The organism is Saccharothrix sp. NRRL B-16314 (assembly GCF_000716595.1).
Classification (GTDB): domain Bacteria; phylum Actinomycetota; class Actinomycetes; order Mycobacteriales; family Pseudonocardiaceae; genus Actinosynnema.
In genome coordinates this window covers 169,264-194,383 of sequence record NZ_JNXC01000007.1, presented here as the reverse complement: position 1 = coordinate 194,383, position 25,120 = coordinate 169,264, and the positions used below count along the sequence as shown (strand labels likewise).

Sequence of the window (25,120 nt, the reverse complement as noted above, 5' to 3'; positions counted from 1 at the left end):
GACGGGTTATCGTCAGCCACATGACGGTGAGGGTTGGACATTCGGCTCCGCTCGACGCGCTCGATCGGCGCATCGTGGAGGAGCTGCGGGCGGACGGCCGGATGTCCATGCGCACGCTCGCGGAGAAGCTGCACATCTCGCGTGCGAGCGCGTACTCACGCGTCGAACGGCTGCACCGCGACGGCGTGATCACGGGGTACGCGGCGGTGGTCGACCCGGAGCGCTACGGCTTCGGCATCTCGGCGTACGTCTACCTCAAGATCAGCCAGCACTCGTGGAAGGCGGTGCGGCAGCGGGTGCTGGAGATCCCGGAGGTGTGGCACGGCGCGCTGGTGTCCGGCGACTACGACCTGGTCCTGCTGGTCCGCGCCCCGGACGCGCACAGCCTCCGCGACCTCGTCCTGTCCCGCTTGCAGACGATGCCGGACGTGACGTCCAGCCACACCGTCCTGATCCTCGACGAACTACCGGCCGGCGGCAACGACCGCGACGGTCACCAGCCGAAGTTCTGAGTCCAGTAGATGCCGTAGGAACCGCCACGCGCCATGCCCGCGCCCAGCGTCTTGAGCTTGCAGTTCAGGATGTTGGCGCGGTGGCCGGGCGAGTCCATCCAGCCCTTCACCACGGCCTCGGCGGTGCGCTGACCGGCGGCGATGTTCTCCGCGCCGGGTGCGGGGTAGCCGGCGGCCTTGACCCGGTCCACGAACGTGCGGCCGTCCCGGGACACGTGGTCGAAGTAGTTCCGGGCGGCCATGTCGGCGCTGTGCGCGCGGGCGGCGGTGGCGAGTCGGTCGTCGGCGGCCAGGGCCGGGCAGCCGTGGGCGGCGCGTTCGGCGTTGGTCAGCTCGACCACCTTGGACTCCGCGATCTCGACCTCGGTCCTGGTCGGCACGGCGGGCGCGGGTGCGGGCGGCGCGGGTGGCTCCACCGGTGTCTTGGCCGCAGGCGGGGCCGGTGCGGGCTCGGCAGTGGTGGTGACGGCCGTCGTCACGGGCGGCGCCTCGGGTGTCGTGGCGCTCGGCGCGGACGTCGTGGCGTCCGCCGTGGTCGTCACCGGCGGGGTGTCGGCTTGGGAGGAGGCGCGGATCGTGGCCGTCGCGCTCACCGTGACCAGGGCCATCCCGTCCGGGTGCTCGCACCCGGCCAGGGCCAACCCGGCGAGGACGATCGTGACGGGCAGCACACTGCTCTTGCGCGACAAGCGAAAAACCTCAATCTGCATTCGGCGGTATTTCGGGCGCGGCGACCGTGTGCACTTCTTCGCAGGGTAAGTGCCGCGGTCGCCGCACCGAACGGGGAACCGGGCGACCGGGCAAGGGTGGGAGCGCGACGGTCGACCTCAATTCCGTGAATAACTTTATCCGGTAACGCGGAACTGTCAACACGCATTTATTTAAGGAACATTTAAACCTGGCATCAGGCGCCGAAAAGGCAGCCTCGGTCAGACTTGCTCCTCCGCACGGCCCAACCACAGCTGGACGCGGGTGCCGCCGAGCGGTCCCCGGTCGACCACCAGCGAACCGCCGGTGGACTCCGCCGCCCGGCGGGCGATGTCCAGCCCGAGCCCGGTCGAACCCGCGCCGCTGCTCCCCCGCCGCAACGCCGCCTCCAGGTCGTCGATGCCGGGCCCCGCGTCCTCGATCACGATCACCACCCGGTCGGCCTGGTGGAACAGGGCCACCACGAAGCCGACACCCTCGGGCGTGTGCCGGAAGACGTTGCCCAGCACGGCGTCCATCGCGGCGGCGAGGTCGCTGCGGGTCAGCGGGACGAGGGCGCGGCGCTCGGTGCCGCGCTGGTTCCACAGCCGCTGCTGGTCGTCGGCCAAGGCGGACCAGAACACCAGCCGGTCGTGCACGACCTGCGCGGCGTCGCACCGACCGCCATCGGGGTCGTCCAGTTCGCGGCGGGCGGCCCGGATGAGTTCGTTCACCTCGCGCTCCAGCGCGTGCACGGCCTGGCGGACGCGGTTGGCGTTGGGGTCCTGGCCGAGCGTTTCCGAATCGAGCCGCAACGCGGTGAGCGGTGTGCGCAGCCGGTGCGAGAGATCCGCGAGGATTTCGCGTTCGTTGGCGACCAGTTGGCCGATGCGGTCGGCCATTCGGTTGAACGCGGTGCCGGCGTCCAGCAATTCCGGTGGACCACTCGGCGTGACCCGGGTGGCGAGATCGCCCTGACCCATTTTGCGCGCGCCTTCGGCGAGCGCGGCGGAGGCTTTGACGACCCGCGCGCCGAGGCGGTCCGCGACCAGCACGGAGCCCAGCACGAGGGTGATCGCGACGCCGCTGAGCGCGAGCCAGGCTTCGGTGACACCGCGGGACAGCTCGGCCACGGGCACGAACGCCTCCACCACCGCGACGCGGCCCTGGTCCAGCAGCACGGGTTGCAGGTGCACCCGGCCAGCGGGGATGACCTCGGTGGACGCGCGGCCCTGCTCACGGGCGGTCGTGAGCTGGACCTCGCTGGCCATCGGCACGCCGACGACCTCGCCGCCCGGCAGGTGCACCGCGACCCGGCCGCCGGTGCTCAGCAGGGCCTGGCCGACGGCCGCCGGGTCGGTGGTGATCACCAGGACCGGCGTGAGCGCGCCCGCCAGCCGTTCCGCGTCGGCCTCCGCCCGGTCCTCGGCGAGTTGGCGCACCACCAGGGCCAGCGGGATGAGGAACGCCAGCGCCACCATCGACGTGACGGCGAGCGAGACCAGGCCCAGCGACTTCCTCACTCGGCCGCCGTGAGCTTGAACCCGACGCCGCGCACGGTGTGCAGGTAGCGGGGCTGGGCGGCGCGTTCACCGAGCTTGCGGCGCAGCCAGGACAGGTGCACGTCCAGCGTCTGGTCGTCGTGCCGGCCGGGCAGGTTCCACAGGTTCGCCAGGAGTTCGGCGCGCGGCACGACCTTGCCCTCGCGGGCGGCGAGGTAGGCGAGGAGGTCGAACTCCTTGCGGGTCAGGTTCAGCTCGCGCCCGTCGAGCGTCGCTTCCCGGCGGTCCGGGTCGACGGTGAGCCGACCCACCCGGAGCGTCGCGGGCACGGTTTCCTTGCGCGCGCGACGCAGCACTGCGGACAACCGCGCGGCGAGGTGCTCGCTGGAGAACGGCTTGACCAGGTAGTCGTCGGCGCCCGCGTTGAGCAGGCGGACGATCTCCTTCTCGTCGTCGCGGGCGGTGGCGACGATGACCGGCACGTCGCACACCCCGCGCATCATCCGCAGGGCGTCCGCGCCGTCCATGTCCGGCAGGCCGAGGTCGAGCACGACGAGGTCGAACCTGCCGTTGGTGATCTCCCGCAGGGCCTCCAGCGCGGTGCCGACCGGCAGGACGGCGTGCCCCAGCCCGGTCAACGCCCGGGTCACCGCAGACCGCACCACCGGGTCGTCCTCGACGAGCAGCACCGAGACCATGGCGCGCACGGTATAACGCGCGCCGTGAGGCTCAACGGGGTTCCTGGTGGAACAGACCGTCGAGCAGCACCGGGATGGCGCGGCCGGGGTCCGGTGTCGAGTCGACGGCGGCCTGGAGCATCGTCAGCACGACCACGATGTCGTTCAGCACGACGTCGTGGCGGAGGTGGCCGGCCTCCTGCGAACGGGCGAACGGGCCGCGCAGCGCGTCCAGCAGTCGGCGCACGTGTCCCCGCTGGTCGGGTTCGGGTACCCGGCGCAGCTCGTCGACCAGCGGGCGCATCGACACCTGGTAGGCCATCACGGCGGCCAGCAGTGCGCGGAACGCGGCGGGGTCGTGGGCGTTCCGGTCGGCGGCCTCGGCCAGCAGCGCCAGGTGTTCCCGCGCCATGGCCAGCAACAAGGTGCGGCGGTCGGAGAAGTGCCGGTACACGGTGGCCTGGCCGAGCCCGGTCAGCCGGGCGACCCGTGCGAGCGACGGGATCGTGCCGCGGACCACCAGCTCCTCGGCCGCGCGGATGATCGCCGCCCGGTTCCTCAGGGCGTCGCTGCGGCGCGGAACGATCATGGCGGCACCCCGGCGAAGCGGTCTATGTTACTCGCAGGTAACGAGAATAGCACCGACTGTGATCCCTCGGAACGCCTTCGTAACGTCGGCGACCTGCCGCCTTCACGCAGGTGACTCCCCGAGGAAGGACCGGACGTGCGCTTACGTCTTCGCAAGGTCGTGTGCGCGGTGCTGCCCGCCGCGCTGGCCGTCATGCTCACCTCGACCGCGGCGCAGGCCGCGGCGGCCGTCGACTACGTCGCGCTCGGCGACTCGTACTCCTCCGGGACGGGCGCGCCGCCGTACGTGAGCGGCTCGTGCTTCCGAAGCCCTCGCGGGTACGCGCAGCTCTGGGCGGACACGCACGCGGTGGCGTCCTTCAAGTACGCCGCCTGCGGTGGAGCCACCACGCAGAGCATGACCGACCAGTTCGCCTCGCTCGACGCGGGCACGGACCAGGTCACGATCACCATCGGCGGCAACGACGTCGGGTTCGCCAACACCATGATCACGTGCGTCACCGGCAGCGACACCAGTTGCGTCAACGCCGTGGACGCCGGCATCGAGAGCGCCCGCACGACGTTGCCCGGTCGGCTCGACGCCACCTACGCCACCATCCGCGACCGCGCCCCGAACGCCACGGTGATCGTCCTGGGCTACCCGAGGCTGGTCGAGCCGACCGGCACGTGCATGAACACCACCAAGCGCGCCGCGCTCAACCGCGGCGCCGACGCGCTGCACGAGGTGATCGCCGGACGCGCCGCGGCGGCCGGGGTGCGCTACGTCGACTCGCGGGCGCACTTCGCGGGCCACGGGGCCTGTGGCCGGTCACCGTGGATCAACCAGTTCTCGCTGTTCCGGCTGGCGGAGTCGTTCCACCCCAACGCCACCGGCTACAGCGCGGGCTACCTGGCCCTGCTCAACACCGTGACCGGCTGACCACCCTCGCCGTCCTGCGTCCGGGGCCACTCCGGACGCGGGGCGGCGCGTCACTCTGCCGGTCAGGGGTCCGCCGTGTCGCCGCCGCCGGCAGTATGGCCGCGTGACCAGGGGCCTCCAGTACCTCGCCGCGTGGTCGGCGACGACCGCGGTGGCGGTGGCGCTGTCTTGGTTGGGCATCCGGTTCGTGCTGGACGCGGGTGTGCCCGAACGGCCGCGGGTCGTCGCCGGGCCGACGCAGTCGTCGGCGATCCGCAGCACCGCCGCAACGACGACCACGACCGTCGCCCCCGTACCCACCACCACGACGACGACGGTGGCCGCGGTCGTGGCGACGGTCGTCCCGACCACCACGACGGTCCCCGTCACGACGACCACGACGCCGCCCCTGCCGTCCGAGAACGGCACGTGGACCGAGGAGGACGGCCGACCGGTGTACCTCCGGAGCTTCCGCCTGCACGGCGGGGTGGCCGCGATCCGCTTCTCCCCCGACGACATGCAGCCGATCTCCGCGACCCCGCGCCAGGGCTTCGCCGCGACCGTCGAACAGCCCGCGGACGCCGTCGTGGTCGAGTTCACCGGGCCCGGCCACACGTCAAGGCTGGAAGCCACCTGGGTCGGCGGACCGCAGTGGCGCATCGTGGAGACCGGCTAGCCGCCCGTTGCACAGATGCTGAAGTAGGTAATAAAGTACTGCTTCACTATGAGTCCAGTAAACAAACCAGCGGTCGAGCTCGCCAACGACCCCGACGGAACCCTCTTCGACTCGCGCGTCCGAACCGCGATGACCGCGTTCACCGACGACGGCGACACGCTCGCGTTCGAGGCGGCGGCGGCCGTTCGCACCGCCTTCCACGCCGTGGAACGCCTGCGGTCGCGCGGAACCGACAGCCGGGGACTCAGCTCCGGCGCGCTGGACGTCCTGATCCGCCTGAGCACCGCGCCCGAGGACGGCATGAGCCTCGGTGCGCTGGCGGGGTCGGCCGGGGTCAGCGCCAGGAACGCGACCGGTCTGGTCGACACCCTCGAACGCGACGGCCTGGTGGAGCGCGTCCCCGACCGGAACGACCGCCGGTCCGTGCTGGCCCGGATCACGCCGCGCGGCGAGGAATGGCTCGACGCGTTCCGCCGACCGTCCCAGCTCGCCATGGCCGCGATCTTCCGCGGCTTCACGCCCGCCGAACTCACCCAGCTCCGACACCTCTGCCTCCGGTTGGCGGACAACCAGACCCGGATCGAGCAGCACCTGAACGCCACCGACCAGGGGGAGACGCCATGACCGACCACGAGGGAACCCGACGCCGGGTCCGGGCCTACCACGACGCCAGGTTCCGCGGCGACGTGCCGACCGCGGTCGCCCAACTCGCCGACCCGTTCACCTTCGAGAGCCCGCTGATGCGGTCGGACGCCGCCGGGCACCTGGCCGGGCTGGACGCGTTCCTCGGGGTGGTGACGGGCGTCGACCTGATCAGCGAGCTGTACGGCGAGTCCGAAGCCACCCTGGTCTACGACGTGCACACGGCCACGCCGGTCGGCACACAGCGCACCGCCGAGCACTTCCGCCTCACCGACGGCCGCATCGCCGCCATCGAACTGATCTTCGACGCCACCGCGTGGCGGCCGATGATGGCCGGCTGAAGCCGAACCGCCACGACTCAGGCCAACGCGACCCGGGCCCGCAGCCTCGGCAGCAGGGCGTGGAAGGCGTCGCCGGGGCACACCGTGCCGTCCCAGAAGTCCCGGTGGCCGTGGATCTCCGTCGGCGGGATGCCGTACTGGCGGCAGATCACCGCGCACAGCCACACCAACGCGTTCCACTGGACCGCCGGCGGCTCCTCGTCGACGTACGTGCCCTCGTTCTCGATGCCGATCGAGTTCCGGTTCTGCCCGAACGCGTGCGCGCCCTCCACCATCCGGTCACCGGCGAGCAACGCGTCGAGGCTCCCGTGCCGCCCCTCCAACAACACCCCGCCCCGGGTGATGGTGAAGTGCTGCCCGGTGTCGCCCCAGTCGTTGCGGTCCATGTGCAGCCCCTGGAAGAACCGGGCCAGTCGGTGCGCGTGCTCCCGCGACGAGTCCGCCACGTTCTCCGTCGCGGTGTGGTGGATCAAGATCCGCTCCGGCTCGCGGGCCAACGACACCGGCCGTTCGACCGGCGGCCGGGCACCCCACTCGGCGCACGGCTCGACCCGCCGCCGGACGGGACGCGGCGGCAGCGTCACGGCGCCCAGCCCCACCACTGCACCCACCCCGAGCAACACCGCGCGCCTGCCGACCACGACTCCCCCATTCGTCAGCCACGAGTGGATCACACGGTGATCGCCGTGCGGCGGACGGCCGCTGTCCAGCCCCTCACCCGTTCGCGCCCACGACACCACCCGGTAGCCGCGTGGTGGTTCCATCATCGTCATGACGCACGCCGGTGAACCGCACAACGACGACCTCTCCGGACGGCTCAACTGGCTGCGCGCCGGTGTCCTGGGAGCGAACGACGGCATCGTGTCGACGGCCGGCCTGGTGGTGGGCGTCGCGGGCGCCACCACCGACCGGACCACGATCCTCGCCGCGGGCGTGGCCGGGCTGGTCGCGGGATCGCTGTCGATGGCGGGCGGCGAGTACGCGTCGGTCAGCACCCAGCGGGACACCGAAAAGGCCGCGCTCCGGTTGGAGGCGCAGGAGTTGCGCGACATGCCGGAGGCCGAGGAACAGGAACTCGCCGGCATCTACCGGGACAAGGGCTTGTCCGACGAGCTGGCCGCGCGGGTGGCCCGCGAGCTGACCGAGCAGGACGCCCTGCGCGCGCACGCCGAGGCCGAGCTCCAGATCGACCCGGACAACCTGACCAGCCCGTGGCAGGCCGCGTGGGCGTCGCTGGTGGCGTTCGCCGTGGGCGCGCTGATCCCGGTGATCGCGATCGTGGTGCCACCGACGGCGTGGCGGGTGTGGGCGTGCGCGGTGGCCGTGCTGGTCGGCTTGGTGCTCACCGGCGCGATCAGCGCACGCCTCGGGTCGAGCCACGTCGGCCGCGCGGTCCGGCGGAACGTCGTCGTCGGGTCACTCACGATGTTCGTCACCTACTACGTCGGCCTCCTGTTCGGCGTAACGGTGGGGTGACTGGGATCACAAGCGCGCACGCTGCGTGATCGCTCGGAAAAAGTCACCACTCCAAGGTGTGGAGTACGCAATCTGCGGGTACCCCGGGCGGACTTGTCGAGGCTGAACGCGGCAAGTCCGGACTGGAGGTGCCCGCCGTGACCCACCCACCCACATTCGTCCTCTTCCCTCGCGGTGAGAAGGCCGAACGGCGGCTCTGGACGCTCCTCGCGGGCCTCTTCACGCTGGTCGCCGGCGTCAACGTGATCCTCGCCGTGAGCGAGGCCGCGTGGTGGCAGGGCGCCCTCGCGGCACTGTGCCTCGGTGTCGCCGCGGGCTGCGTCAGAGCGTCCAGAAGATCCCGAGACTGACTTCAGCCGTAGTTGAAGAGACAGAATTACTAGCCTGACCGGGTGTACCGCGCTGGTCGCAACGGCGTCAAGTAGTGGTGTGATTCACCACGACGCCCTGTCGGACTAGAGCCATAACCGCGAATTCACACTATCGTCACAAGACCCCGGCAATCCCGGTGCACCGCCCAGCACGTCCCGCGACCCAACCGGCCACGGCACGCGCGCACAAGGAAGTGCAGTTCTCCCGCACAACGGAGTGCGGTCACCACGCCGAAGATCTCTCGGGCGTGGATCCACAGCCAGTACCTGTAGGCCGAGCTGTCCGCGTAAAGCCGCGCGTGGGCGTTCGGCCGCATCCGTATGCCCGGACGATGCCCGGACGACGCCACGGGAGGGCCCGTTGTGACCCACCACCAGCCGCAAGGCCTTTACGACCCGCAGTACGAGCACGACGCCTGCGGTGTCGCGTTCGTCGCCGACCTGGCCGGCCGCAGAAATCACGCGATCGTCAGCCAGGCCCTGGTGGCGCTGCGCAACCTCGAACACCGGGGTGCGCGCGGCGCCGAACCGGACACCGGTGACGGCGCGGGCATCCTGATCCAGGTGCCCGACGCGTTCTACCGCGAGGTCGTCGGCTTCCCCCTGCCCGAGCCCGGCGGCTACGCGGTCGGTACCGCGTTCCTCCCCCAGGAGGGCCAGGACGAGGTCAGGGACCAGATCGAGCGCATCGCCGCCGAAGAGGGGGCGACCGTCCTCGGGTGGCGCACCCTGCCGGTCGACACCGACCACGTCGGGCCGACCGCGAAGACCACCATGCCCGCGTTCAGCCAGCTCTTCCTCGCCGGCCCGGAAGGCACCGCCGGCTTGGAACTCGAGCGGCTGGCGTTCGTCGTCCGCAAGCGCGTGGAGCACGCGACGGACGTGTACTTCCCGAGTCTTTCCGGGCGCACCATCATCTACAAGGGCATGCTCACCGAGCCCCAGGTGGAGAAGTTCTTCCCCGACCTCACCGACGAGCGGGTGACGAGCTCCATCGGCCTGGTGCACTCCCGGTTCTCCACCAACACCTTCCCGTCGTGGCCGCTCGCGCACCCGTACCGGTACGTGGCGCACAACGGCGAGATCAACACCATGCGCGGCAACCGGAACTGGATGGACGCGCGCGAGTCGATGCTCGCCACGGACCTGATCCCCGGTGACCTGTCCCGGGTGTTCCCGGTGATCACCCGGGACGCCAGCGACTCGGCGACGTTCGACGAGGTGCTGGAACTGCTGCACCTCGGCGGGCGCAGCCTGCCGCACGCCGTGCTCATGATGATCCCCGAGGCGTGGGAGAACCACGCCGAGATGGACGCGCAGCGCCGTGCGTTCTACGAGTTCCACTCCACGCTCATGGAGCCGTGGGACGGTCCGGCGCTGGTGGCGTTCACCGACGGCACGCTGATCGGCGCGGTGCTCGACCGCAACGGCCTGCGCCCGGCCCGGTACTGGGTCACCGAGGACGGCCTGGTCGTGCTCGGCAGCGAAGCGGGCGTGCTGGAGTTCGACCCCGCGACGATCGTGCGCAAGGGCCGGTTGGAGCCGGGCCGGATGTTCCTCGTCGACACCGCCCAGGGGCGGATCATCGACGACGAGGAGATCAAGGGGCAGCTCGCGGCCGAGCACCCGTACCAGGAGTGGGTCGCCGACGGCATCCTGCACCTGGCCGACCTGCCCGCGCGCGAGCGCGAGGTGCCGACGCACTCGTCCCTCGTGCGGCGGCAGCAGGCTTTCGGCTACACGGAAGAAGAACTGGCGCTGCTGTTGGGCCCGATGGCCCGCTCCGGCGCGGAACCGATCGGCTCGATGGGCAACGATGCCCCGTTCGCGCCGCTGTCGGACCGGCCGCGGCAGCTGTTCGACTACTTCAGCCAGTTGTTCGCCCAGGTGACCAACCCGCCGTTGGACGCGATCCGCGAGGAGCTGGTGACCTCGCTGCACGCCACGCTCGGCGCGGAACCCAACCTGCTGATCGCGGACGCGTCGTCGTGCCGGCGGATCTCGCTGCCGTTCCCGGTGCTGGACAACGACGAGCTGGCCAAGCTCGTCCACGTCGACGACGACGGCACGCTGCCGGAGTTCCGCACCTTCACCGTGCGCGGTCTGTACGAGGTGGCGGGCGGCGGCGAGGCGCTGGTGCGGCGGCTTGACGAGATCCGCGCCGAGGTGTCGCAGGCGATCGAGGACGGCGCACGGTTGGTCGTGCTGTCGGACCGGGGCCTCGACGCCACCCACGCGCCGATCCCGTCGCTGCTGCTGACCGGCGCGGTGCACCACCACCTGGTGCGCGAGAAGACCCGCACGCAGGTCGACCTGATCGTGGAAGCGGGTGACGCGCGGGAGGTGCACCACATCGCGCTGCTCATCGGCTACGGCGCGAAGGCGGTGAACCCCTACCTGGCCATGGCTTCGGTGGAGGAGCTGTCGGACGTCGAGCCGGAGGTCGCCACCCGCAACCTGATCAAGGCGCTGGGCAAGGGCGTGCGCAAGACGATGTCCAAGATGGGCGTCTCGACCGTCGCGTCCTACACCGGCGCGCAGATCTTCGAGGCGATCGGCCTCGGCGACGAGGTCGTGCGCTCCTGCTTCACCGGCACCACCTCGCGGCTCGGCGGCATCGGGTTCGACGTCATCGCCGAGGAAGTCGCGCGGCGGCACCACACGGCGTTCCCGGCCGACGGCGTCCGGGCGCACCACCGCGAGCTGGAGGTCGGCGGCGACTACCAGTGGCGCCGCGAGGGTGAGGCGCACCTGTTCAACCCGCAGACGGTGTTCAAGCTCCAGCACTCCACCCGCACCGGGCGTTACGACATCTTCAAGGAGTACACGCGGGCGGTGGACGAGCAGGCCAAGCGGCTGTTGACGCTGCGCGGTCTGTTCGCGTTCAAGGAAGGCGTGCGCGCGCCCGTGCCGATCGACGAGGTCGAGCCGGTCTCGTCCATCGTCAAGCGGTTCGCCACCGGCGCCATCTCCTACGGCTCCATCTCGCAGGAGATGCACGAGGTGCTGGCGATCGCGATGAACCGGTTGGGCGCGAAGTCCAACACCGGTGAGGGCGGCGAGGACGCCGAGCGGTTCACCCCCGACGCCAACGGCGACTCGCGGCGTTCGGCGATCAAGCAGGTGGCGTCCGGCCGGTTCGGCGTCACGAGCGAGTACCTCGTCAACGCCGACGACATCCAGATCAAGATGGCGCAGGGCGCGAAGCCCGGCGAGGGCGGTCAGCTGCCCGGCGCGAAGGTGTACCCGTGGATCGCCAAGACCCGGCACTCCACGCCGGGCGTCGGCCTGATCTCGCCGCCGCCGCACCACGACATCTATTCGATCGAGGACCTTGCGCAGCTCATCCACGACCTGAAGAACGCCAACCCGGCGGCGCGCATCCACGTGAAGCTCGTCTCCGAGGTCGGCGTCGGCACGGTCGCGGCGGGCGTGTCCAAGGCGCACGCGGACGTCGTGCTGATCTCGGGCCACGACGGCGGCACCGGCGCCTCTCCCCTGTCGTCCATCAAGCACGCGGGCGGCCCGTGGGAGCTGGGCCTGGCCGAGACGCAGCAGACGTTGCTGGCCAACCGGTTGCGCGACCGGATCGTGGTGCAGACCGACGGCCAGCTCAAGACCGGGCGGGACGTGGTGATCGCGGCGCTGCTCGGCGCGGAGGAGTTCGGCTTCGCCACCGCTCCCCTGGTCGTGTCGGGCTGCATCATGATGCGGGTCTGCCACCTGGACACCTGCCCGGTGGGTGTGGCCACGCAGAACCCGGTGCTGCGGGCGAAGTTCGCGGGCAAGGCCGAGCACGTGGTGAACTTCTTCGAGTTCGTCGCGCAGGAAGTGCGGGAGCTGTTGGCGCAGCTCGGTTTCCGCACCCTGGCCGAGGCCGTCGGGCACGCGGACCTGCTCGACACGCGGGCCGCGGTGGACCACTGGAAGGCGGCCGGGCTCGACCTGTCGCCGATCTTCCACGTGCCCCCGCTGCCGGCGGACGCGGCGCGGCACCAGGTGGTGGCGCAGGACCACGGGCTGGACAAGGCGCTGGACAACACGCTGATCCAGCTCGCGGAGGGCGCGATCGCGTCCGGTGACCGGGTGCGGCTCGAACTGCCGGTGCGCAACGTGAACCGCACCGTCGGCACCATGCTCGGCTCCGAGGTGACCAAGCGGTGGGGCGGTGAAGGCCTGCCGGACGACACGATCGACATCACGTTCACCGGCACCGCCGGGCAGTCGTTCGGCGCGTTCCTGCCGCGTGGCATCACGTTGCGGCTCGTCGGCGACGCGAACGACTACGTGGCCAAGGGCCTGTCGGGTGGGCGGATCGTCGTCCGGCCGGTGGCCGACGCGCAGTTCGTCGCCGAGCAGCACATCATCGCGGGCAACGTGATCGGCTACGGCGCGACCGGCGGTGAGATCTTCCTGCGCGGCAAGGTCGGCGAGCGGTTCTGCGTGCGCAACTCGGGCGCGCTGGCCGTCGTCGAGGGCGTGGGCGACCACGGCTGCGAGTACATGACCGGCGGGCGGGTCGTCGTGCTCGGCGCGACCGGGCGCAACTTCGCCGCGGGCATGTCGGGCGGCATCGCCTACCTGCTGGACACGGCCGTGCAGCGGGTCAACCAGGAGATGGTGGACCTGGACCCGGTGGACGACTCGGACCGCGAGTTCCTCCGCCGTGCCGTCGAGAAGCACTACCTGGAGACGGACTCCGCGGTGGCGCACGCGCTGCTGGCCGACTGGGACCTGGCGGTGGACCGCTTCACCAAGGTCATGCCGAAGGACTACAAGCGGGTGCTGGCGGCACAGGCCCGCGCCGAGCTGGAAGGCCGCGACGTCAACCAAGCGATCATGGAGGCATCCCATGGCTGACCCTCGTGGGTTCCTCACCACCGAACGTGAGACCCCTCGCAGCCGTCCCGTTTTCCTGCGCCTGCGCGACTGGCGCGAGGTCTACGAGGAGTTCGAGCGGCCCAAGCTGGAGAAGCAGGCCGGTCGCTGCATGGACTGCGGCATCCCGTTCTGCCACCAGGGGTGTCCGCTGGGGAACCTGATCCCCGAGTGGAACAACCTGGTGTGGAAGGAAGACTGGCGGCTCGCGTCGGAACGCCTGCACGCGACCAACAACTTCCCGGAGTTCACCGGGACGTTGTGCCCGGCGCCGTGCGAGGCCGCGTGCGTGGTGGGGATCAACGGCGATCCGGTCACCATCAAGCGGGTCGAGATCTCCATCATCGACCGGGCGTGGGACGAGGGCTGGGTGACGCCGCAGCTGCCGCCGACGCGCACCGGGCGCAAGGTGGCCGTGGTCGGCTCCGGTCCCGCGGGCCTGGCCGCCGCGCAGCAGCTGACCCGCGCGGGCCACGACGTGGTGGTGCTGGAGCGGGCGGACGCCATCGGCGGGCTGCTGCGCTACGGCATCCCCGAGTTCAAGATGGAGAAGTGGCGGCTGGACCGCCGGCTGGACCAGATGCGGGCCGAGGGCACCGAGTTCCGGACGGGCGTGAACGTCGGTGTCGACGTCACGGTCGAGGAGCTGCGGGAGTCCTACGACGCGGTGGTGCTGGCGGGCGGCGCGACGGCGTGGCGCGACCTGCCGGCGCCGGGCCGGGAGCTGTCCGGGGTGTACCAGGCGATGGAGTACCTGCCGGGTGCGAACCGGGTGGCGCGCGGCGAGCTGGACGCGCCGCCCATCACGGCCGAGGGCAAGCACGTCGTGGTCATCGGCGGCGGCGACACGGGCGCGGACTGCGTGGGCACCGCCCACCGCCAGGGCGCGTTGTCCGTGACGCAGCTGGAGATCATGCCCCGGCCGCCGGAGAAGCGCGCCGAAGCCCACCCGTGGCCGACCTACCCGATGCTGTACCGGGTGACGTCGGCCCATGAGGAGGGCGGCGAGCGGCTGTACGCCGTGTCCACGGTGGAGTTCCTGGGTGACGACGCGGGCGCGGTGCGGGCGTTGAAGCTGGTCGAGGTCGAGGCGTCCGGTGGGCGGTTCGAGCCGGTGCCGGGCACCGAGCGGGAGATCCCGGCGCAGCTGGTGACGCTGGCGATGGGCTTCGTCGGCCCGGAGAAGGACGGCCTGCTCACCGAGCTGGGTGTCGGTCTCGACGCACGCGGCAACGTCGCCCGTGACGACTCCTTCGCGACCGACGTCGACGGCGTGTTCGTGGCCGGTGACATGGGCCGCGGCCAGTCGCTGATCGTGTGGGCCATCGCCGAGGGCCGCTCGGCCGCCGCCGGCGTGGACGCCTACCTGACCGGCAGGCACGTCCTGCCGCGGCCGATCGAGCCGACCGACCGGCCGCTCGTCTGAGCCGTCCCCGGGCGCACAACGACGTGCGCCAGGGGACCCCCTTCTCGCGTGGCCGGACAGCGTGGTCCGGCCACGCGGACCATCACGCCAGCACTTCCGCCAGCCGGTCGAACGCCTCGCGTACGCGCTCGTGCGCGCCGACGTGCCGCAACCCCATCGGGCTCGGCATCGGCGACGTGATCACGTGCACCCGACGGCCCACCCCGGCCGTGTTACCCGGTCGATTCCACTCGTCGCGGGCGATGACCCCCATCAGGAGCACCGCCTTGATGCCCGGCACCAGGTCCAGGATCTTCGGCAGCCACGCTCTGGCGTCACGCAGGTCGTCGGCGCTCGGCTGGTCCGTCGCAGTCGGCCACGGCACGGTGTTCCAGTGCACGACGCGGTGCCAGTCCACCCCTACGCGCTCGTACTCGGCGTGCGCCCGCGCGGCCGTCGGGTCGTTGTTCTCCGGGCTCAGCAGGCCCGAGCCGTGCTTCTTCGTGGCGCCCGGTCCGGGTGACTTCAGCAGCACCAGCGCTTCGGCGTCGACGCCCGCGAAGTCCGGGTCCGGGTAGGGCACGTCGCCGGGCGTCAGACCGCGCGATCGGGCGATCTCGTCCGCCAGGGCGACGAGCGGGGCGATGTGCGGTTCGCCCAGGCGGGCCAGCTTGGTCTGGACCACCGCGGTCGACTTGTTCGCTCGGGCGGGCATGGGGCTCCGTTCGCGTGGTGGCGGCGTACCCCTGCACAAGCGGTGTGGCGGCGGCGTTCGTTACAGCGCCCGTCGTGGCTGCTGCGGCAGCGGACCGTGATCCGGCCGCCTCGGTGGGCGGGTGCCCGCCGCCCACCGAGGCCGCTCCCATGAGCCGTCCCCGGTGACCGGACAGCGTGGTCCGGCCACCGGGGACCCCTTCCCGTCACAGCTCCGACCGGCCCCGGCGCGGCGCCTGTCCGCCGGGACCGCCCCGGACTACGGGCAGGTCTTCCAGGCGAAGTGGTAGGTCGTCTCGACACTGCCGTCCGTCGAGTCCATCGAGATGAAGCTCGTGGTCTTGGTCGGGTCGGACGTGCCCGCGCTCACCCGGAGCTCGGTGTTGATGTTGAACAGGCGCTGCTCACCGCACGGGTGGTAGACGATCGCGGCCAGCTCCGTGGTGTCGGTCGCCTGCCAGTCGTCACTGAACGGGCCCGCGTAGTTGTGGCTCTGGTACGCCGTGGGCGACATGCCCTGGAAGTAGTAGTTGGCCCGTTCCAGGCCGGTCGCGCCCTGCTCAAGGTGGGCGAAGCCGCGGTAGTCGGCTTGCGCGATGCCGTAGGTGAACCCCTGTGGGATGTTCAGCCTCAGGTTGAGCTGGCAGTTCTTCCGGAAATCCGTGGGCAGTGAACCGACACCGACCTGCGCCATGAACTGGCTGTACGTGACGGTGAACGCCTTGTTGTCCGGTGACACCGCTACGGCGGCGGTCCCGGCCGGGCAGCCGGAGCCGTTCACGGTCACCACGTCGATCGTCATGTGGTCCGGCGGTGGAACCGTGTTCGGCGCACCACCGGGAGGAATGACGATCGCCGCCGCCATGGTGGCGGCCACCACGAAATTGAACATGGAGACACCTTCCGACTCGTCCTTGAGCAGGGGTAATCGGCGGCGAATTGACGCAGTTGTGGAGAACACGCGGTTCAGTGTTCGGCGAAGGGCGGTCCGACCGGTGCTAGCACCGCTTCCACGAGAAGTGGTAGGTGGTGCTCACGTTGCTGTCCGTCGAATCCATCACCATGAAACTCGTGCCGGTCGACGTGCCCGCCGTGACCCGGAGTTCCGTGTTGATGTTGAACAGCCGCTGCTCACCGCACGGGGCGTACACGATGGCGCCCCATTCCGTGCTGTCGGTCGCCTGCCAGTTGTCGCTCAACGGCCCGGTGTAGGTGTGGCTCTTGCGGGACGTCGGCGACATTCCCTGGAAGTAGTAGTTGCCCTGCTCCATGCCCACCGCGCCCGGCTGGAGGTGCGCGAAGCCGCGGTAGTCGGCCTGCGTGACGCCGAACGTGAAGCCCTGCGGGTAGTTCAACTGGAGCGCGAGCTGGCAGTTCTTCCGGAAGTCGGTCGGATCCGACGCCGCGCCCGACTCGGCGAGGAACTGGCTGTAGGTGACGGTGAACGCGGTGCGGTCGGGTGCGGCGGCGACCGCCGCGGTGCCGGCCGGGCAACCGGACCCGTTCACCGTCTTCACCTCGACGGTGACGTAATCCGGCGCGACGTCGACCTGCGGTTCACTTAATGGGATGATCGCGGACATGGCCATGACCGCCGCGGCCATTGTGCTCAGCATGGATTGCCTTCCTCTAACCTCACTTCACGATGTGACGGCGGTTACAGGAAGGTAGCGCAACGCCATCGGCGCACAGTTCCACCATTAGGGTGGAAGCGCTCCCGCATAGTGGAACGAATACTTCACCCGACAAATAGGTGTTCCGCACGGCGTTCGTTGAAATTGCGACCATTCCCGAAACGAGACCGACCGCAACTATTGCGTCCACCATTCGGGAGTTGTTCACGGGCCACCGACCCGGACCGACCGGGCACGGGCTCAACCGGGCCGGGAGGCCACCACGCGCCGGATCAGCTGCACCATGCGCGCGCTCTCGTCGTCGTCCAGCGCCTCGAACCAGCGCGCCTCACGCGCGTTCTGGCTCGGGAACGCCCGCGCCACCGACTTGCGACCCTGGTCGGTCAGCGCCACGAACACGACCCGCCGGTCCTGGTCGTCCTTCCTGCGCTCCACCAACCCGGCGCGCTCCAGCGTGTTGATCAGGTTGGACATCGCCGACCGAGTGGTGCCGGACAGGTTCGCCAGCCGCGCCGGCTGCGTCGGCCCCAGGATCCACAGCTTGAACATCAGCCGGAACCCGGGCATCGTCCACCCGAGCTCCCGGTGCACCAGCGCCTCGTAATCGGTGATCATCATGTACGCCAGGTGGAGCACGTTGTACGAAAGGCCGAACGCGTTCGCGTCCCCACCCAGCTCGGCGATCCGGTAACGTGCGTAACGCTCGTAATCCTGCCCTGTCACCACATCCGCAGCGCTGGGACCCTCCTGCTCTGCCACCCGCTGATCCTGACAGGGTGAACCGGCCGACGGCACGTGAATACGGCACACTGGCCGGCGTGATCGGGACGCGTCGGTTCGCCACCACGGCCGCGGTCGTGCTGGTGGTCGCCACCGCCGCGTCCGTGGCCGCGAGCTTCGACATCGTCAAGGGCGAGGGCGCGGTCGTGCTGGACGACCTCGCCCAGCTCGCCACCGGCCTGCTCGCGACCGGCTGCTGCCTGTGGACTGCCCGCCGGGCCACCGGGCCGGACCGGCGCTGGCGGCTCGCGATGGGCATCGGCATGGCGGGCTGGTCGACCGGCCAGGTGCTGTGGACGTGGTACCAGCTGGTCGAGCGGCGGGCCGTGCCGTCACCGTCCCCCGCGGACGCCGGGTACCTCAGCATCGTGCCGTTCGCGTTCATCGCGCTGCTGGTCATCGGCAACTTCCGCCGCTCGGGCTCACCCGACGCCCTGCTGGACCGCCGTTCCCACAGCGCCCGCCTGGTGTTGCTGTTGGACGGTCTGATCGTGACCGGGTCGCTCTTCGTGCTCACGTGGACCACGTCGCTCGGCGGTCTGGTGGCCGTCGGCAACCCGAGCACGCCGGCGTTCCTGGTCGCCATCGCCTACCCGGTGACGGACCTGGCGCTGCTGGTGATCGTGGTGGTGCTGAGCGCGGACCGGAAGGTCGTGCTGCGCAACCAGCTCCGACTGCTCGGGCTCGGCCTGGTGGGACTGTCCCTGTCCGACCTCGCGTTCGCCTACCTGGTCAGCATCCAGGCGCCCGAGGTTCCGCCGCTCGCCAACGCCGGCTTCGTCGTGGGGCCCGCGCTGATCGCGTTGGCGGCGCTCGCGCCGGTGGCGTCGCCCGCGGCCGGGCCGGAGCGCAACCGCCGGCGGTGGCAGTGGGCCTACCTGCTCATGCCGTACGTTCCGCTGCTGGTCAGCAGCGTGCTGGTGCTGCGCCGCACGCTCATCGGCGACCTCCGGCCGTTGGACGGGGTGGAGATCGCCTCCGGGTTCACCGTGTTCGTCGCGGTGATCCTGCGGCAGCTGGTGACCCTGGTGGACAACACCAAGCTGGTGCTGCTGCTCCGCGAGTCCGAGTACAGCCTGAACCACCAGGCGCACCACGACCCGTTGACCGGCTTGGCCAACCGGGCGCTGTTCGAGGACAGGCTCGACGAGGCGCTGACCGACCACCACCGCGACGGCACCCCGTTCGGGCTGCTGTTCGTCGACTTGGACGACTTCAAGGCGGTCAACGACATGTCCGGCCACGCGCACGGCGACGCGGTGCTCGAAACGGTCGCGGCACGGCTGCGGCAGTGCGTCCGCGACACCGACGTGGTGGCCCGGCTGGGCGGCGACGAGTTCGGCGTCCTGGTCCAGGGCGTCGCGGAGCCGGAGCGGGTGGCCTCCCGCGTCCTCGACTCGCTCGGGGACGAGATCAGCGCGTCGGTCGGCGTGGTGATCTGCACCGGCCAGGACCCGGAGGCCACCGCCGCGTCCGTGCTGAGCCGCGCCGACAAGGCGATGTACGAGGCCAAGCGCGAAGGTGGCGGGCGAGGGCTCGTCATCCACTCGTAGGGCGAGGCGGGCCGGTCGGACCGCCTCGCCCTGTGCTCGACTCACTCGACCTCGACGTCGGCCCACCACTGGACGATGTACTTCTGCCCGGCGAACTTGGCGAAGAAGCCCGGGGCAACACCGTGGTCGGAGTCGACGCGGTTGATGCCCAGCGCCAGGACGACCCTCCCCCTCTCCGCGGGGTCCGGGAGCAGCGCCGGGTCGACCCGGTAGAGCAGGGAGACGTCCGCGCTCAGGTCGGAGAGGAAGTCGTCCCACTGCTGGGCGGTCGCCTCGCACCTCAGCTGCATGACGATGAGCGCAGGCGCCTCCTCGTCGATGTTCTCGGTCATGTTGAAGACGAGGTTCGCGCGCTCGACGCGTTCGCCCGGCTGCCGCTGGAAGACCGGCGTCGCGGCCTCACCGGTCCAGATGGCGCCGACCTCGGTCCTGACGTCGAGCAGGTCCTCGCTGCCCGGGGCGCGCAGGTCGTGCTGCAACCACCGGGCGAACTGGTTGTGCGCCCAACCGTCCCAGTCTCCGCTGAACCGGAACACCTCGTCGATCAGCAACTCCTCCTGCCCGATCCACTCCACGACCTTGTCGACGGCTTGGTACGGGCTGAGCATGAGGTACGGCATCACTCACTCCTTGGGTACGGGGGTTCGGGGGAAGGCCGCGAAAGCGGGGTGGGCGACCCGGTGGCCGCCCACCCGCGCGCGACCGGGTCAGCCGAGCAGGTCGGGGTCCGACCACCACTGCACGGCGTACTGGCGGCCGGCGCTCTCGACCCGGTAGCCCGCCGCGGGGCGGAAGCCGGGCTCGTTGAAGCAGATGCCCAGCGACAGCACCATCACGTTCTCCGGACCGAACGCGTCGTCGACGTCGGGGTTGACGCCGTACAGCTTGGTGACGTCACGGCTCAGCCCGGACCGGAATGAGGTCCACGGCTGTTTCGGCGACTGGCACTTCAACTCCGTGATGATGACCGGCGCGGTGTCCGCGACGGCCGGGCTGAGCGCGTTGAACACGAGATCCGCGCGCGACTGGGTGCTCTCGAAAACCGGGACCGCGCCCGTGCCGGTCGGAATGAAGTTGGCTTCCGTCAGGACGTCGAGCGGGTTGTTGTTGCGCAGTCGGAGTTTCAGCTGACTTTGCAGCCACAACGCGAACTGGTTGCGGGCCCAGCCTTCCCAGCCGCCCGCGAACACCGAGAGGGCGTCGATCGTCGGCTGGTCCGCCTGGATCCATTCGACAACGGCCTTGACGACGTCGACCGGGCCGATGGTGTTGTAAGCCATGATGGGACTCCTGGAAGGGGGAGCGGAACGGGGAGCAGCGCGGAACGCGCCGGAGAGGGGGCGCAGAGCGCGCCGGGGAAGTTCGCGCTCTGCGCCCGGGACGACGGGCCGGTGTGGCGGGGGGGCACCCGGGCTGTCGAGCGGGGCGGGTCGTGGACGCCTCGCGGACCTCGACCCCGTCGTCCTCCGCAGTGCGCCGGGTGGACGGCCGGCGCACGGGTCACGCGGTCGACCGGGGAGCGGGTCGACCAGGGGTGATCAGGCCGCGATCGGCTGCATGCCGGTGTTGATCGTCCACGTGTTGTCGGGGTTCAGCACCGCGGTCATCTCGAAGCCCGCGTTGTACTGCAGCTCCACCGAGTTGCTGATCTGCTCGATGTCGAGCACCTCGCCGTGGGTGAAGGTGCCCGCGGTGAGCCAGTAGCTCGGGTGCGGGCTGAAGACGAGGTTCTCGTTGGGCTGCGCCTGCACCGCGAACACGCCGGAGTTCGACATGCCGATGCCGACCGCCGCGCCGTCGGCGGGCACGGTCGGCAACTCACGGATGTAGAGGTTGCCGAGCTCCGGGATGCCGAACGCCTTGCCGGGCACGAACCGGTGCGCGCCGTCCGCGTAGTCGAACAGGATCTGGTTCGAGGTCAGGTCCTGGGGGTTGGCCTGCTGGACCTGCTGCGCCCGGAACCGCGTACCCGGCTTCAACGTGCCGGTGTACGACCAGGCGAAGCAGTAGTCGAGAGCCCACTCGAAGGTCACGGTCGTGTGCGGCCAGGCCGGTGCGGTCAGCCAGGCGAGGGACATGGCGTTGCGCACGCCGAGGTCCACCGGCTGCTGGTACACGCAGAGGTCCTGGAACTGGGTAGATTCATTGCGAACCGTAAGGGAGTACTTCGTTGGCATGGCAGGACAACTCCTTCACGAGGAGAAAACTCGGATAAATTCACACCAGGGGCGAGGAATAGTCGGGCGCGGTGTGATCGGTCGCGGGCCGGTCGACAGCACCGCGTTCGCCCGTTCCCGACGGAGGGCCGGTCAGTGGATTCCGGAGCTCTTTATTTTTACTTTTCCGGTCCGTCCGTCGAAACAAGTACACGCCGCCGAGCGCAAGGCGTCAAGAGAACGGCCTTCACTCGATACGTCGACACCGCATTCACCTGACTTGGCTTCCCGGGAGCGCCGGGCGCGCCTTTTCGTAACGTGAAGACGCAGGCGACCCGAAACGAAAGTCGCGCGAATTGAATTGCGAGCAGTGCCGGCAGGAGTTCCCCGCTCGGGCCACCGGCAGACCCCGCCGGTACTGCTCGTCGGCGTGCCGGCAACGCGCGTTCCGGGCCAGGCAGGTCGCCGAGCGGTCCGCCGTCGCGCTGCCCGGCCAGGTGGAGGCGCTGGCCGTGGAGCTGCGGGACCACGCCGAGGTCATCCGCTTCCTCGCCCGCGGTTGGACGCCCGTGGAGCCCGGGATGTCCCTGACGGACCTGATCGAGGCCACCGCGGACGTGGCGGAGCGGTTGCGGGAGCTGGGCGGGCGCCTGGCCGACGTGCCGTCCCGGCACGGGTGACAGAACGCGTAACGCAACCCCTCAACCGGAACCGCCTACGGGTGACCCCTGACGGTCTGGTGGCTCGACCGACCGGCGGGGCGGTCGCACAGCTCAGTCACCGATCGCGCCGACCGGCACCGCACCTTGGCGGCGCTGCTCGTCTCGTGCTGGCGCTGGTGGCGGCAAGGTGCAGGCTGGCGAGGTCACAGCACCGGCGAGGTGCCGGGCAGGTGAGGTCTCGCCCGCGCCAGCGCGAGCGGTGCAGGTGAGGTGCAGCGCCCGCGCCCGCGGTGCAGGTGAGGTGCAGCGCCCGCGCCCGCGGTGCAGGTGAGATGCAGCGCCAGCGCCCGCGGTGCAGGTGAGATGCGCGCCAGCGCCAGCGGTGCGGGTGAGGCGCCAGCGGTGCGGGTGAGGCGCGCCAGCGCCAGCGGGGTGCAGGGCCAGCGGTGCAGGGCAGGTGAGGCGACATCGCCGTCGCGGGATCGCCGTCGCGGGCGAGGTTCGGGCGAGGTTCGGGGTCGGCCGGACCGCGTGCCGTGCGCCGATCTGGCCGCGCTCACACCGCCGTCGTCAGCGCTTGGGCACGAAGGCGTAGATGCTGGCGGGAGACCCGGAGCCGCGGCGGTTGACCGTGCCGCCGACCAGGATGTGCGCGCCCTGCTCGGGCAGCTGCGCCAGGTTCGCCAGGATCTCCAGGCTGATCCGGTGCTCCCGGTACAACAGCTTGGACACGCGGTACTCGAAGTCGGTGGCGGGCTCCGGGCTGAACGTGTCCGTGCCCAGCGCACCGCGACGGCCGAGGCGGCCGGTGTCGACCAGCCACTGCACGGCTTGCAGCGAGAACCCGGGCTGGTGCATCTGCCCGGCCGCGTCGAAGTTGAAGAACGAGGGGGTGCCCCACCGCTCCTCCCACCCGGTCCACAGCACGACCGCGGCCTCGTTCGGGATGCGGCCGTGCCGCTGCTCCCAGCGCTGGAGGTCGCCCACGGTGACCTCGTAGTCCGCGTCGCGCCCGGCCCGCTCCCGCACGTCGATCTTCACGGCGGGCAGGAACAGGTCGTCGGCGTCGAGCTCGTCGGCGTACGGCTGGTCGTCGTTGAAGTGCGCGGGCGCGCCCCAGTGGGTGCCGGTGTGCTCCCCCTGCGACACGTACTGGAGGTAGAACCCGTGCTCCGGCACCGTGGTCACGGTGGTCAGCGTGAACTCCGGGTCGCCCGGGTAGACGTTGGTCCGGCCCGGGTCGTTGACGTGCGCCAGGTTCACCAACCGGTAGTCGCCCAGCCCCAACTGGCCTGAACGCCCCGCCGCGCCGGCGGACCCGCTGCCCGCGATCATGCCGCCCACTGTCGTAGCCACACCCGCGAGCATCGACCGTCTCCGCACCGCCGACCACTCCTCTGCCTAGCCGTCACTCGATCCGGGCAACGGTACAGGCTCGGTGATCACAAAACGACAACCTGGCGGACGGCTTCCCCTGCGGCCAAACGGGTGAAACCGATGTTGATCTCCTCCAACGTGAGGCGTCCTGACAACAGCTCGTGCACGGGCAGCTGCCCCGCCCGGTACAGGTCGACGAACCTCGGCACGTCCCGCCGCGGCACGCACGAGCCGAGGTAGCTGCCCTTCAACGTCCGTTCCTCCGCGACCAAGCTCAACGCGGGCAGCGAGATTGTCCGGTCCGGGTGCGGCAGTCCCACCGTCACCGTCGTGCCGCCCGCGCCGGTCGCCAGGTACGCCTGCTCCAGCACGGCCGCGACGCCGGTCGTGTCGATGACCTTGTCCGCACCGCCACCGGTCACCGAGCGCACTTCGGCCACCGCGTCCGGACCGCCGGCCACCACGTCCGTCGCGCCGAGCTTCCGCGCCAACGCGCGCTTGTGCTCCACCACGTCCACCGCGACGATCTGCGACGCCCCGGCCGCCCGTGCCGCCAGCAACGCGGCCAGCCCCACGCCGCCGAGCCCGAACACCGCTACCCGGTCCCCCGGCGCGACGGCCGCGCTGTAGAACGCCGCTCCGGCGCCGGTGAGGACCGCGCAGCCGAACAGGGCGGCGATCTCGAACGGCAGGTCGGCGGGCACGAGCGTGGCCGACTTCTCCGACACCACGGCGTACTCGGCGAACCCGGACACCCCGAGGTGGTGGTGCGGGCGCGTTCCGTCGGGCAGCCGGAGCCGCCGTCCGCCGCTCAGCAGGGTGCCCTCGCGGTTCGCCGCCGCACCCGGCTCGCACAACGCCTGCCGACCCGACACGCACCGCCGACAGGACCCGCACGCCGGCACGAACGACAGCACCACGTGGTCGCCGACGGCGAAGTCCGAAGTGCCCGGACCGGTCTCCACCACCTCGCCCGCGGCCTCGTGCCCCAGCAGCATCGGCAGCGGCCGGAGCCGGGAGCCGTCGATCACCGACAGGTCGGAGTGGCACAACCCGGTGGCGCGCACCCGCACCAGGACCTCGCCGGGACCGGGTGGGTCCAGCTCCAGGTCGACCACCTGGAGCGGACCGCCGACCTCCGTCAACACCGCGCCCTTCACGCCACCACCAGCCCTTCCATCGCGGCACGCAGGTCGCCCGGGATGGCCACCGGCTTGCGGGTCGAACGGTCCGTGAACACGTGCACGAAGTGCCCTTCGGCGACCACGTCGTCCCGGCCCTCCGGGTAGAAGCCGATCTCGTAGCGGACGCTGGAGCGGCCGAGGTGCCCGATCCGCAGACCCGCGTCGACGGCCTCCGGGAACGCCACGGACGCGCGGTAGTTGCAGTGGGACTCCACGCACAGCCCGATGGCCGGACCGCCGTGGATGTCCAACCCACCCTCCGCGATCAACCACGTGTTGATCACCGTGTCCATGAAGGCGTAGTGCACGACGTTGTTCACGTGCCCGTACACGTCGTTGTCGTGCCACCTGGTCGGAATCCGCTGCCAGTGCCGGTACTGCTCACGCATACAACATCCTGGGCGCCA

At 70.6% G+C, this 25,120-nt stretch carries 26 protein-coding genes; 11 read left to right on the top strand and 15 right to left on the bottom strand.

The annotated features are described in order from the left end of the window. Positions 1 to 20: 20 nt before the first annotated feature. Positions 21 to 512 carry an Lrp/AsnC family transcriptional regulator gene (locus OQ02_RS14390; RefSeq protein WP_033438889.1) on the top strand — a complete coding sequence of 164 codons (492 nt, stop codon included), beginning with the start codon at positions 21 to 23 and terminating at the stop codon, positions 510 to 512. Here the strand turns inward: OQ02_RS14390 and OQ02_RS14385 are convergent. From OQ02_RS14385 to OQ02_RS14370, 4 genes are all read right to left on the bottom strand, one after another. Then, positions 494 to 1,201 (bottom strand): CAP domain-containing protein, encoded by a 708-nt coding sequence (locus tag OQ02_RS14385; protein WP_033438888.1) that lies wholly within the window; start codon positions 1,199 to 1,201, stop codon positions 494 to 496. The genes OQ02_RS14390 and OQ02_RS14385 overlap by 19 nt on opposite strands. Positions 1,202 to 1,441: 240 nt before the next feature. Further along, the gene (locus OQ02_RS14380; RefSeq protein WP_033438887.1) at positions 1,442 to 2,722 is read right to left on the bottom strand and encodes a HAMP domain-containing sensor histidine kinase; all 1,281 of its coding nucleotides are present in this window, start codon (positions 2,720 to 2,722) and stop codon (positions 1,442 to 1,444) included. Next, positions 2,719 to 3,399 (bottom strand): response regulator transcription factor, encoded by a 681-nt coding sequence (locus OQ02_RS14375; RefSeq protein ID WP_033438886.1) that lies wholly within the window; start codon positions 3,397 to 3,399, stop codon positions 2,719 to 2,721. Before OQ02_RS14375 ends, OQ02_RS14380 begins: the two co-directional genes overlap by 4 nt. Positions 3,400 to 3,430: 31 nt before the next feature. Beyond that, positions 3,431 to 3,967, bottom strand: a complete 537-nt coding sequence (locus tag OQ02_RS14370) for a TetR/AcrR family transcriptional regulator (protein WP_033438885.1) — start codon at positions 3,965 to 3,967, stop codon at positions 3,431 to 3,433. A 135-nt stretch (positions 3,968 to 4,102) separates the two neighbouring features. Here OQ02_RS14370 and OQ02_RS14365 point away from each other — a divergent pair, with 135 nt between their 5' ends. From OQ02_RS14365 to OQ02_RS14350, 4 genes are all read left to right on the top strand, one after another. Continuing rightward, complete coding sequence (locus OQ02_RS14365) at positions 4,103 to 4,885, top strand: SGNH/GDSL hydrolase family protein (RefSeq protein WP_033438884.1); 783 nt, start codon at positions 4,103 to 4,105, stop codon at positions 4,883 to 4,885. A 103-nt stretch (positions 4,886 to 4,988) separates the two neighbouring features. Continuing rightward, positions 4,989 to 5,540 carry a hypothetical protein gene (locus OQ02_RS14360; protein ID WP_033438883.1) on the top strand — a complete coding sequence of 184 codons (552 nt, stop codon included), beginning with the start codon at positions 4,989 to 4,991 and terminating at the stop codon, positions 5,538 to 5,540. A gap of 48 nt (positions 5,541 to 5,588) precedes the next feature. Then, positions 5,589 to 6,164, top strand: a complete 576-nt coding sequence (locus OQ02_RS14355; protein WP_033438882.1) for a MarR family winged helix-turn-helix transcriptional regulator — start codon at positions 5,589 to 5,591, stop codon at positions 6,162 to 6,164. Further along, positions 6,161 to 6,523 (top strand): hypothetical protein, encoded by a 363-nt coding sequence (locus OQ02_RS14350; RefSeq protein ID WP_033438881.1) that lies wholly within the window; start codon positions 6,161 to 6,163, stop codon positions 6,521 to 6,523. Before OQ02_RS14355 ends, OQ02_RS14350 begins: the two co-directional genes overlap by 4 nt. Positions 6,524 to 6,540: 17 nt before the next feature. Here OQ02_RS14350 and OQ02_RS14345 read toward each other — a convergent pair whose 3' ends face one another. Continuing rightward, a complete protein-coding gene (locus OQ02_RS14345) occupies positions 6,541 to 7,287 on the bottom strand; it encodes a peptidoglycan recognition protein family protein (protein WP_081915646.1) in 747 nt (248 codons plus the stop codon). A 7-nt stretch (positions 7,288 to 7,294) separates the two neighbouring features. Between OQ02_RS14345 and OQ02_RS14340 the strand changes: the two genes are divergently transcribed. The 4 genes from OQ02_RS14340 to OQ02_RS14325 all read left to right on the top strand — a co-directional run bounded on the left by OQ02_RS14340 (position 7,295) and on the right by OQ02_RS14325 (position 14,674). Beyond that, positions 7,295 to 7,999, top strand: coding sequence for a VIT1/CCC1 transporter family protein (locus OQ02_RS14340; RefSeq protein ID WP_033438880.1), 705 nt, complete (start codon positions 7,295 to 7,297; stop codon positions 7,997 to 7,999). 137 nt (positions 8,000 to 8,136) lie between these two features. Then, positions 8,137 to 8,349 (top strand): hypothetical protein, encoded by a 213-nt coding sequence (locus tag OQ02_RS14335; RefSeq protein WP_156077044.1) that lies wholly within the window; start codon positions 8,137 to 8,139, stop codon positions 8,347 to 8,349. A 384-nt stretch (positions 8,350 to 8,733) separates the two neighbouring features. Next, positions 8,734 to 13,230: a glutamate synthase large subunit gene (gene gltB, locus OQ02_RS14330; RefSeq protein ID WP_033438878.1), complete on the top strand. Its 4,497-nt coding sequence runs from the start codon at positions 8,734 to 8,736 to the stop codon at positions 13,228 to 13,230. Then, a complete protein-coding gene (locus OQ02_RS14325; RefSeq protein ID WP_033438877.1) occupies positions 13,223 to 14,674 on the top strand; it encodes a glutamate synthase subunit beta in 1,452 nt (483 codons plus the stop codon). The genes gltB and OQ02_RS14325 overlap by 8 nt, the downstream gene beginning before the upstream one ends. A gap of 82 nt (positions 14,675 to 14,756) precedes the next feature. Here OQ02_RS14325 and OQ02_RS43750 read toward each other — a convergent pair whose 3' ends face one another. The 4 genes from OQ02_RS43750 to OQ02_RS14305 all read right to left on the bottom strand — a co-directional run bounded on the left by OQ02_RS43750 (position 14,757) and on the right by OQ02_RS14305 (position 17,724). Next, on the bottom strand, positions 14,757 to 15,368 hold the full coding sequence (locus OQ02_RS43750) for a uracil-DNA glycosylase (RefSeq protein WP_033438876.1): 612 nt from the start codon (positions 15,366 to 15,368) through the stop codon (positions 14,757 to 14,759). 258 nt (positions 15,369 to 15,626) lie between these two features. Continuing rightward, complete coding sequence (locus OQ02_RS14315) at positions 15,627 to 16,259, bottom strand: DUF4360 domain-containing protein (RefSeq protein ID WP_033438875.1); 633 nt, start codon at positions 16,257 to 16,259, stop codon at positions 15,627 to 15,629. 106 nt (positions 16,260 to 16,365) lie between these two features. Continuing rightward, entirely contained in the window at positions 16,366 to 16,983 is a 618-nt protein-coding gene (locus tag OQ02_RS14310) for a DUF4360 domain-containing protein (protein WP_033438874.1), read from the bottom strand. 258 nt (positions 16,984 to 17,241) lie between these two features. Next, positions 17,242 to 17,724 carry a MarR family winged helix-turn-helix transcriptional regulator gene (locus OQ02_RS14305; RefSeq protein ID WP_231500028.1) on the bottom strand — a complete coding sequence of 161 codons (483 nt, stop codon included), beginning with the start codon at positions 17,722 to 17,724 and terminating at the stop codon, positions 17,242 to 17,244. Between the two features lie 95 nt (positions 17,725 to 17,819). Between OQ02_RS14305 and OQ02_RS14300 the strand changes: the two genes are divergently transcribed. Beyond that, complete coding sequence (locus OQ02_RS14300; protein WP_231500027.1) at positions 17,820 to 19,334, top strand: GGDEF domain-containing protein; 1,515 nt, start codon at positions 17,820 to 17,822, stop codon at positions 19,332 to 19,334. A 41-nt stretch (positions 19,335 to 19,375) separates the two neighbouring features. On the opposite strand, the gene OQ02_RS14295 is transcribed toward OQ02_RS14300, so the two are convergent. The 3 genes from OQ02_RS14295 to OQ02_RS14285 all read right to left on the bottom strand — a co-directional run bounded on the left by OQ02_RS14295 (position 19,376) and on the right by OQ02_RS14285 (position 21,451). Further along, positions 19,376 to 19,954 (bottom strand): hypothetical protein, encoded by a 579-nt coding sequence (locus OQ02_RS14295; RefSeq protein WP_033438872.1) that lies wholly within the window; start codon positions 19,952 to 19,954, stop codon positions 19,376 to 19,378. Between the two features lie 87 nt (positions 19,955 to 20,041). Next, the gene (locus OQ02_RS14290; protein WP_033438871.1) at positions 20,042 to 20,614 is read right to left on the bottom strand and encodes a hypothetical protein; all 573 of its coding nucleotides are present in this window, start codon (positions 20,612 to 20,614) and stop codon (positions 20,042 to 20,044) included. Between the two features lie 258 nt (positions 20,615 to 20,872). Further along, positions 20,873 to 21,451 carry a hypothetical protein gene (locus OQ02_RS14285; protein WP_051772290.1) on the bottom strand — a complete coding sequence of 193 codons (579 nt, stop codon included), beginning with the start codon at positions 21,449 to 21,451 and terminating at the stop codon, positions 20,873 to 20,875. Positions 21,452 to 21,846: 395 nt separating this feature from the next. On the opposite strand from OQ02_RS14285, the gene OQ02_RS14280 reads away from it, so the two are divergent. Beyond that, positions 21,847 to 22,170, top strand: a complete 324-nt coding sequence (locus OQ02_RS14280; RefSeq protein ID WP_033438869.1) for a hypothetical protein — start codon at positions 21,847 to 21,849, stop codon at positions 22,168 to 22,170. 552 nt (positions 22,171 to 22,722) lie between these two features. Here OQ02_RS14280 and OQ02_RS14275 read toward each other — a convergent pair. The 3 genes from OQ02_RS14275 to OQ02_RS14265 form a co-directional block, all read right to left on the bottom strand. Further along, positions 22,723 to 23,508 (bottom strand): cyclase family protein, encoded by a 786-nt coding sequence (locus OQ02_RS14275; protein WP_231500026.1) that lies wholly within the window; start codon positions 23,506 to 23,508, stop codon positions 22,723 to 22,725. Between the two features lie 86 nt (positions 23,509 to 23,594). Then, positions 23,595 to 24,689 (bottom strand): zinc-binding dehydrogenase, encoded by a 1,095-nt coding sequence (locus OQ02_RS14270; RefSeq protein ID WP_033438867.1) that lies wholly within the window; start codon positions 24,687 to 24,689, stop codon positions 23,595 to 23,597. Continuing rightward, positions 24,686 to 25,102, bottom strand: a complete 417-nt coding sequence (locus tag OQ02_RS14265) for an acyl-CoA thioesterase (protein WP_033438866.1) — start codon at positions 25,100 to 25,102, stop codon at positions 24,686 to 24,688. Before OQ02_RS14265 ends, OQ02_RS14270 begins: the two co-directional genes overlap by 4 nt. Positions 25,103 to 25,120 lie beyond the last annotated feature (18 nt).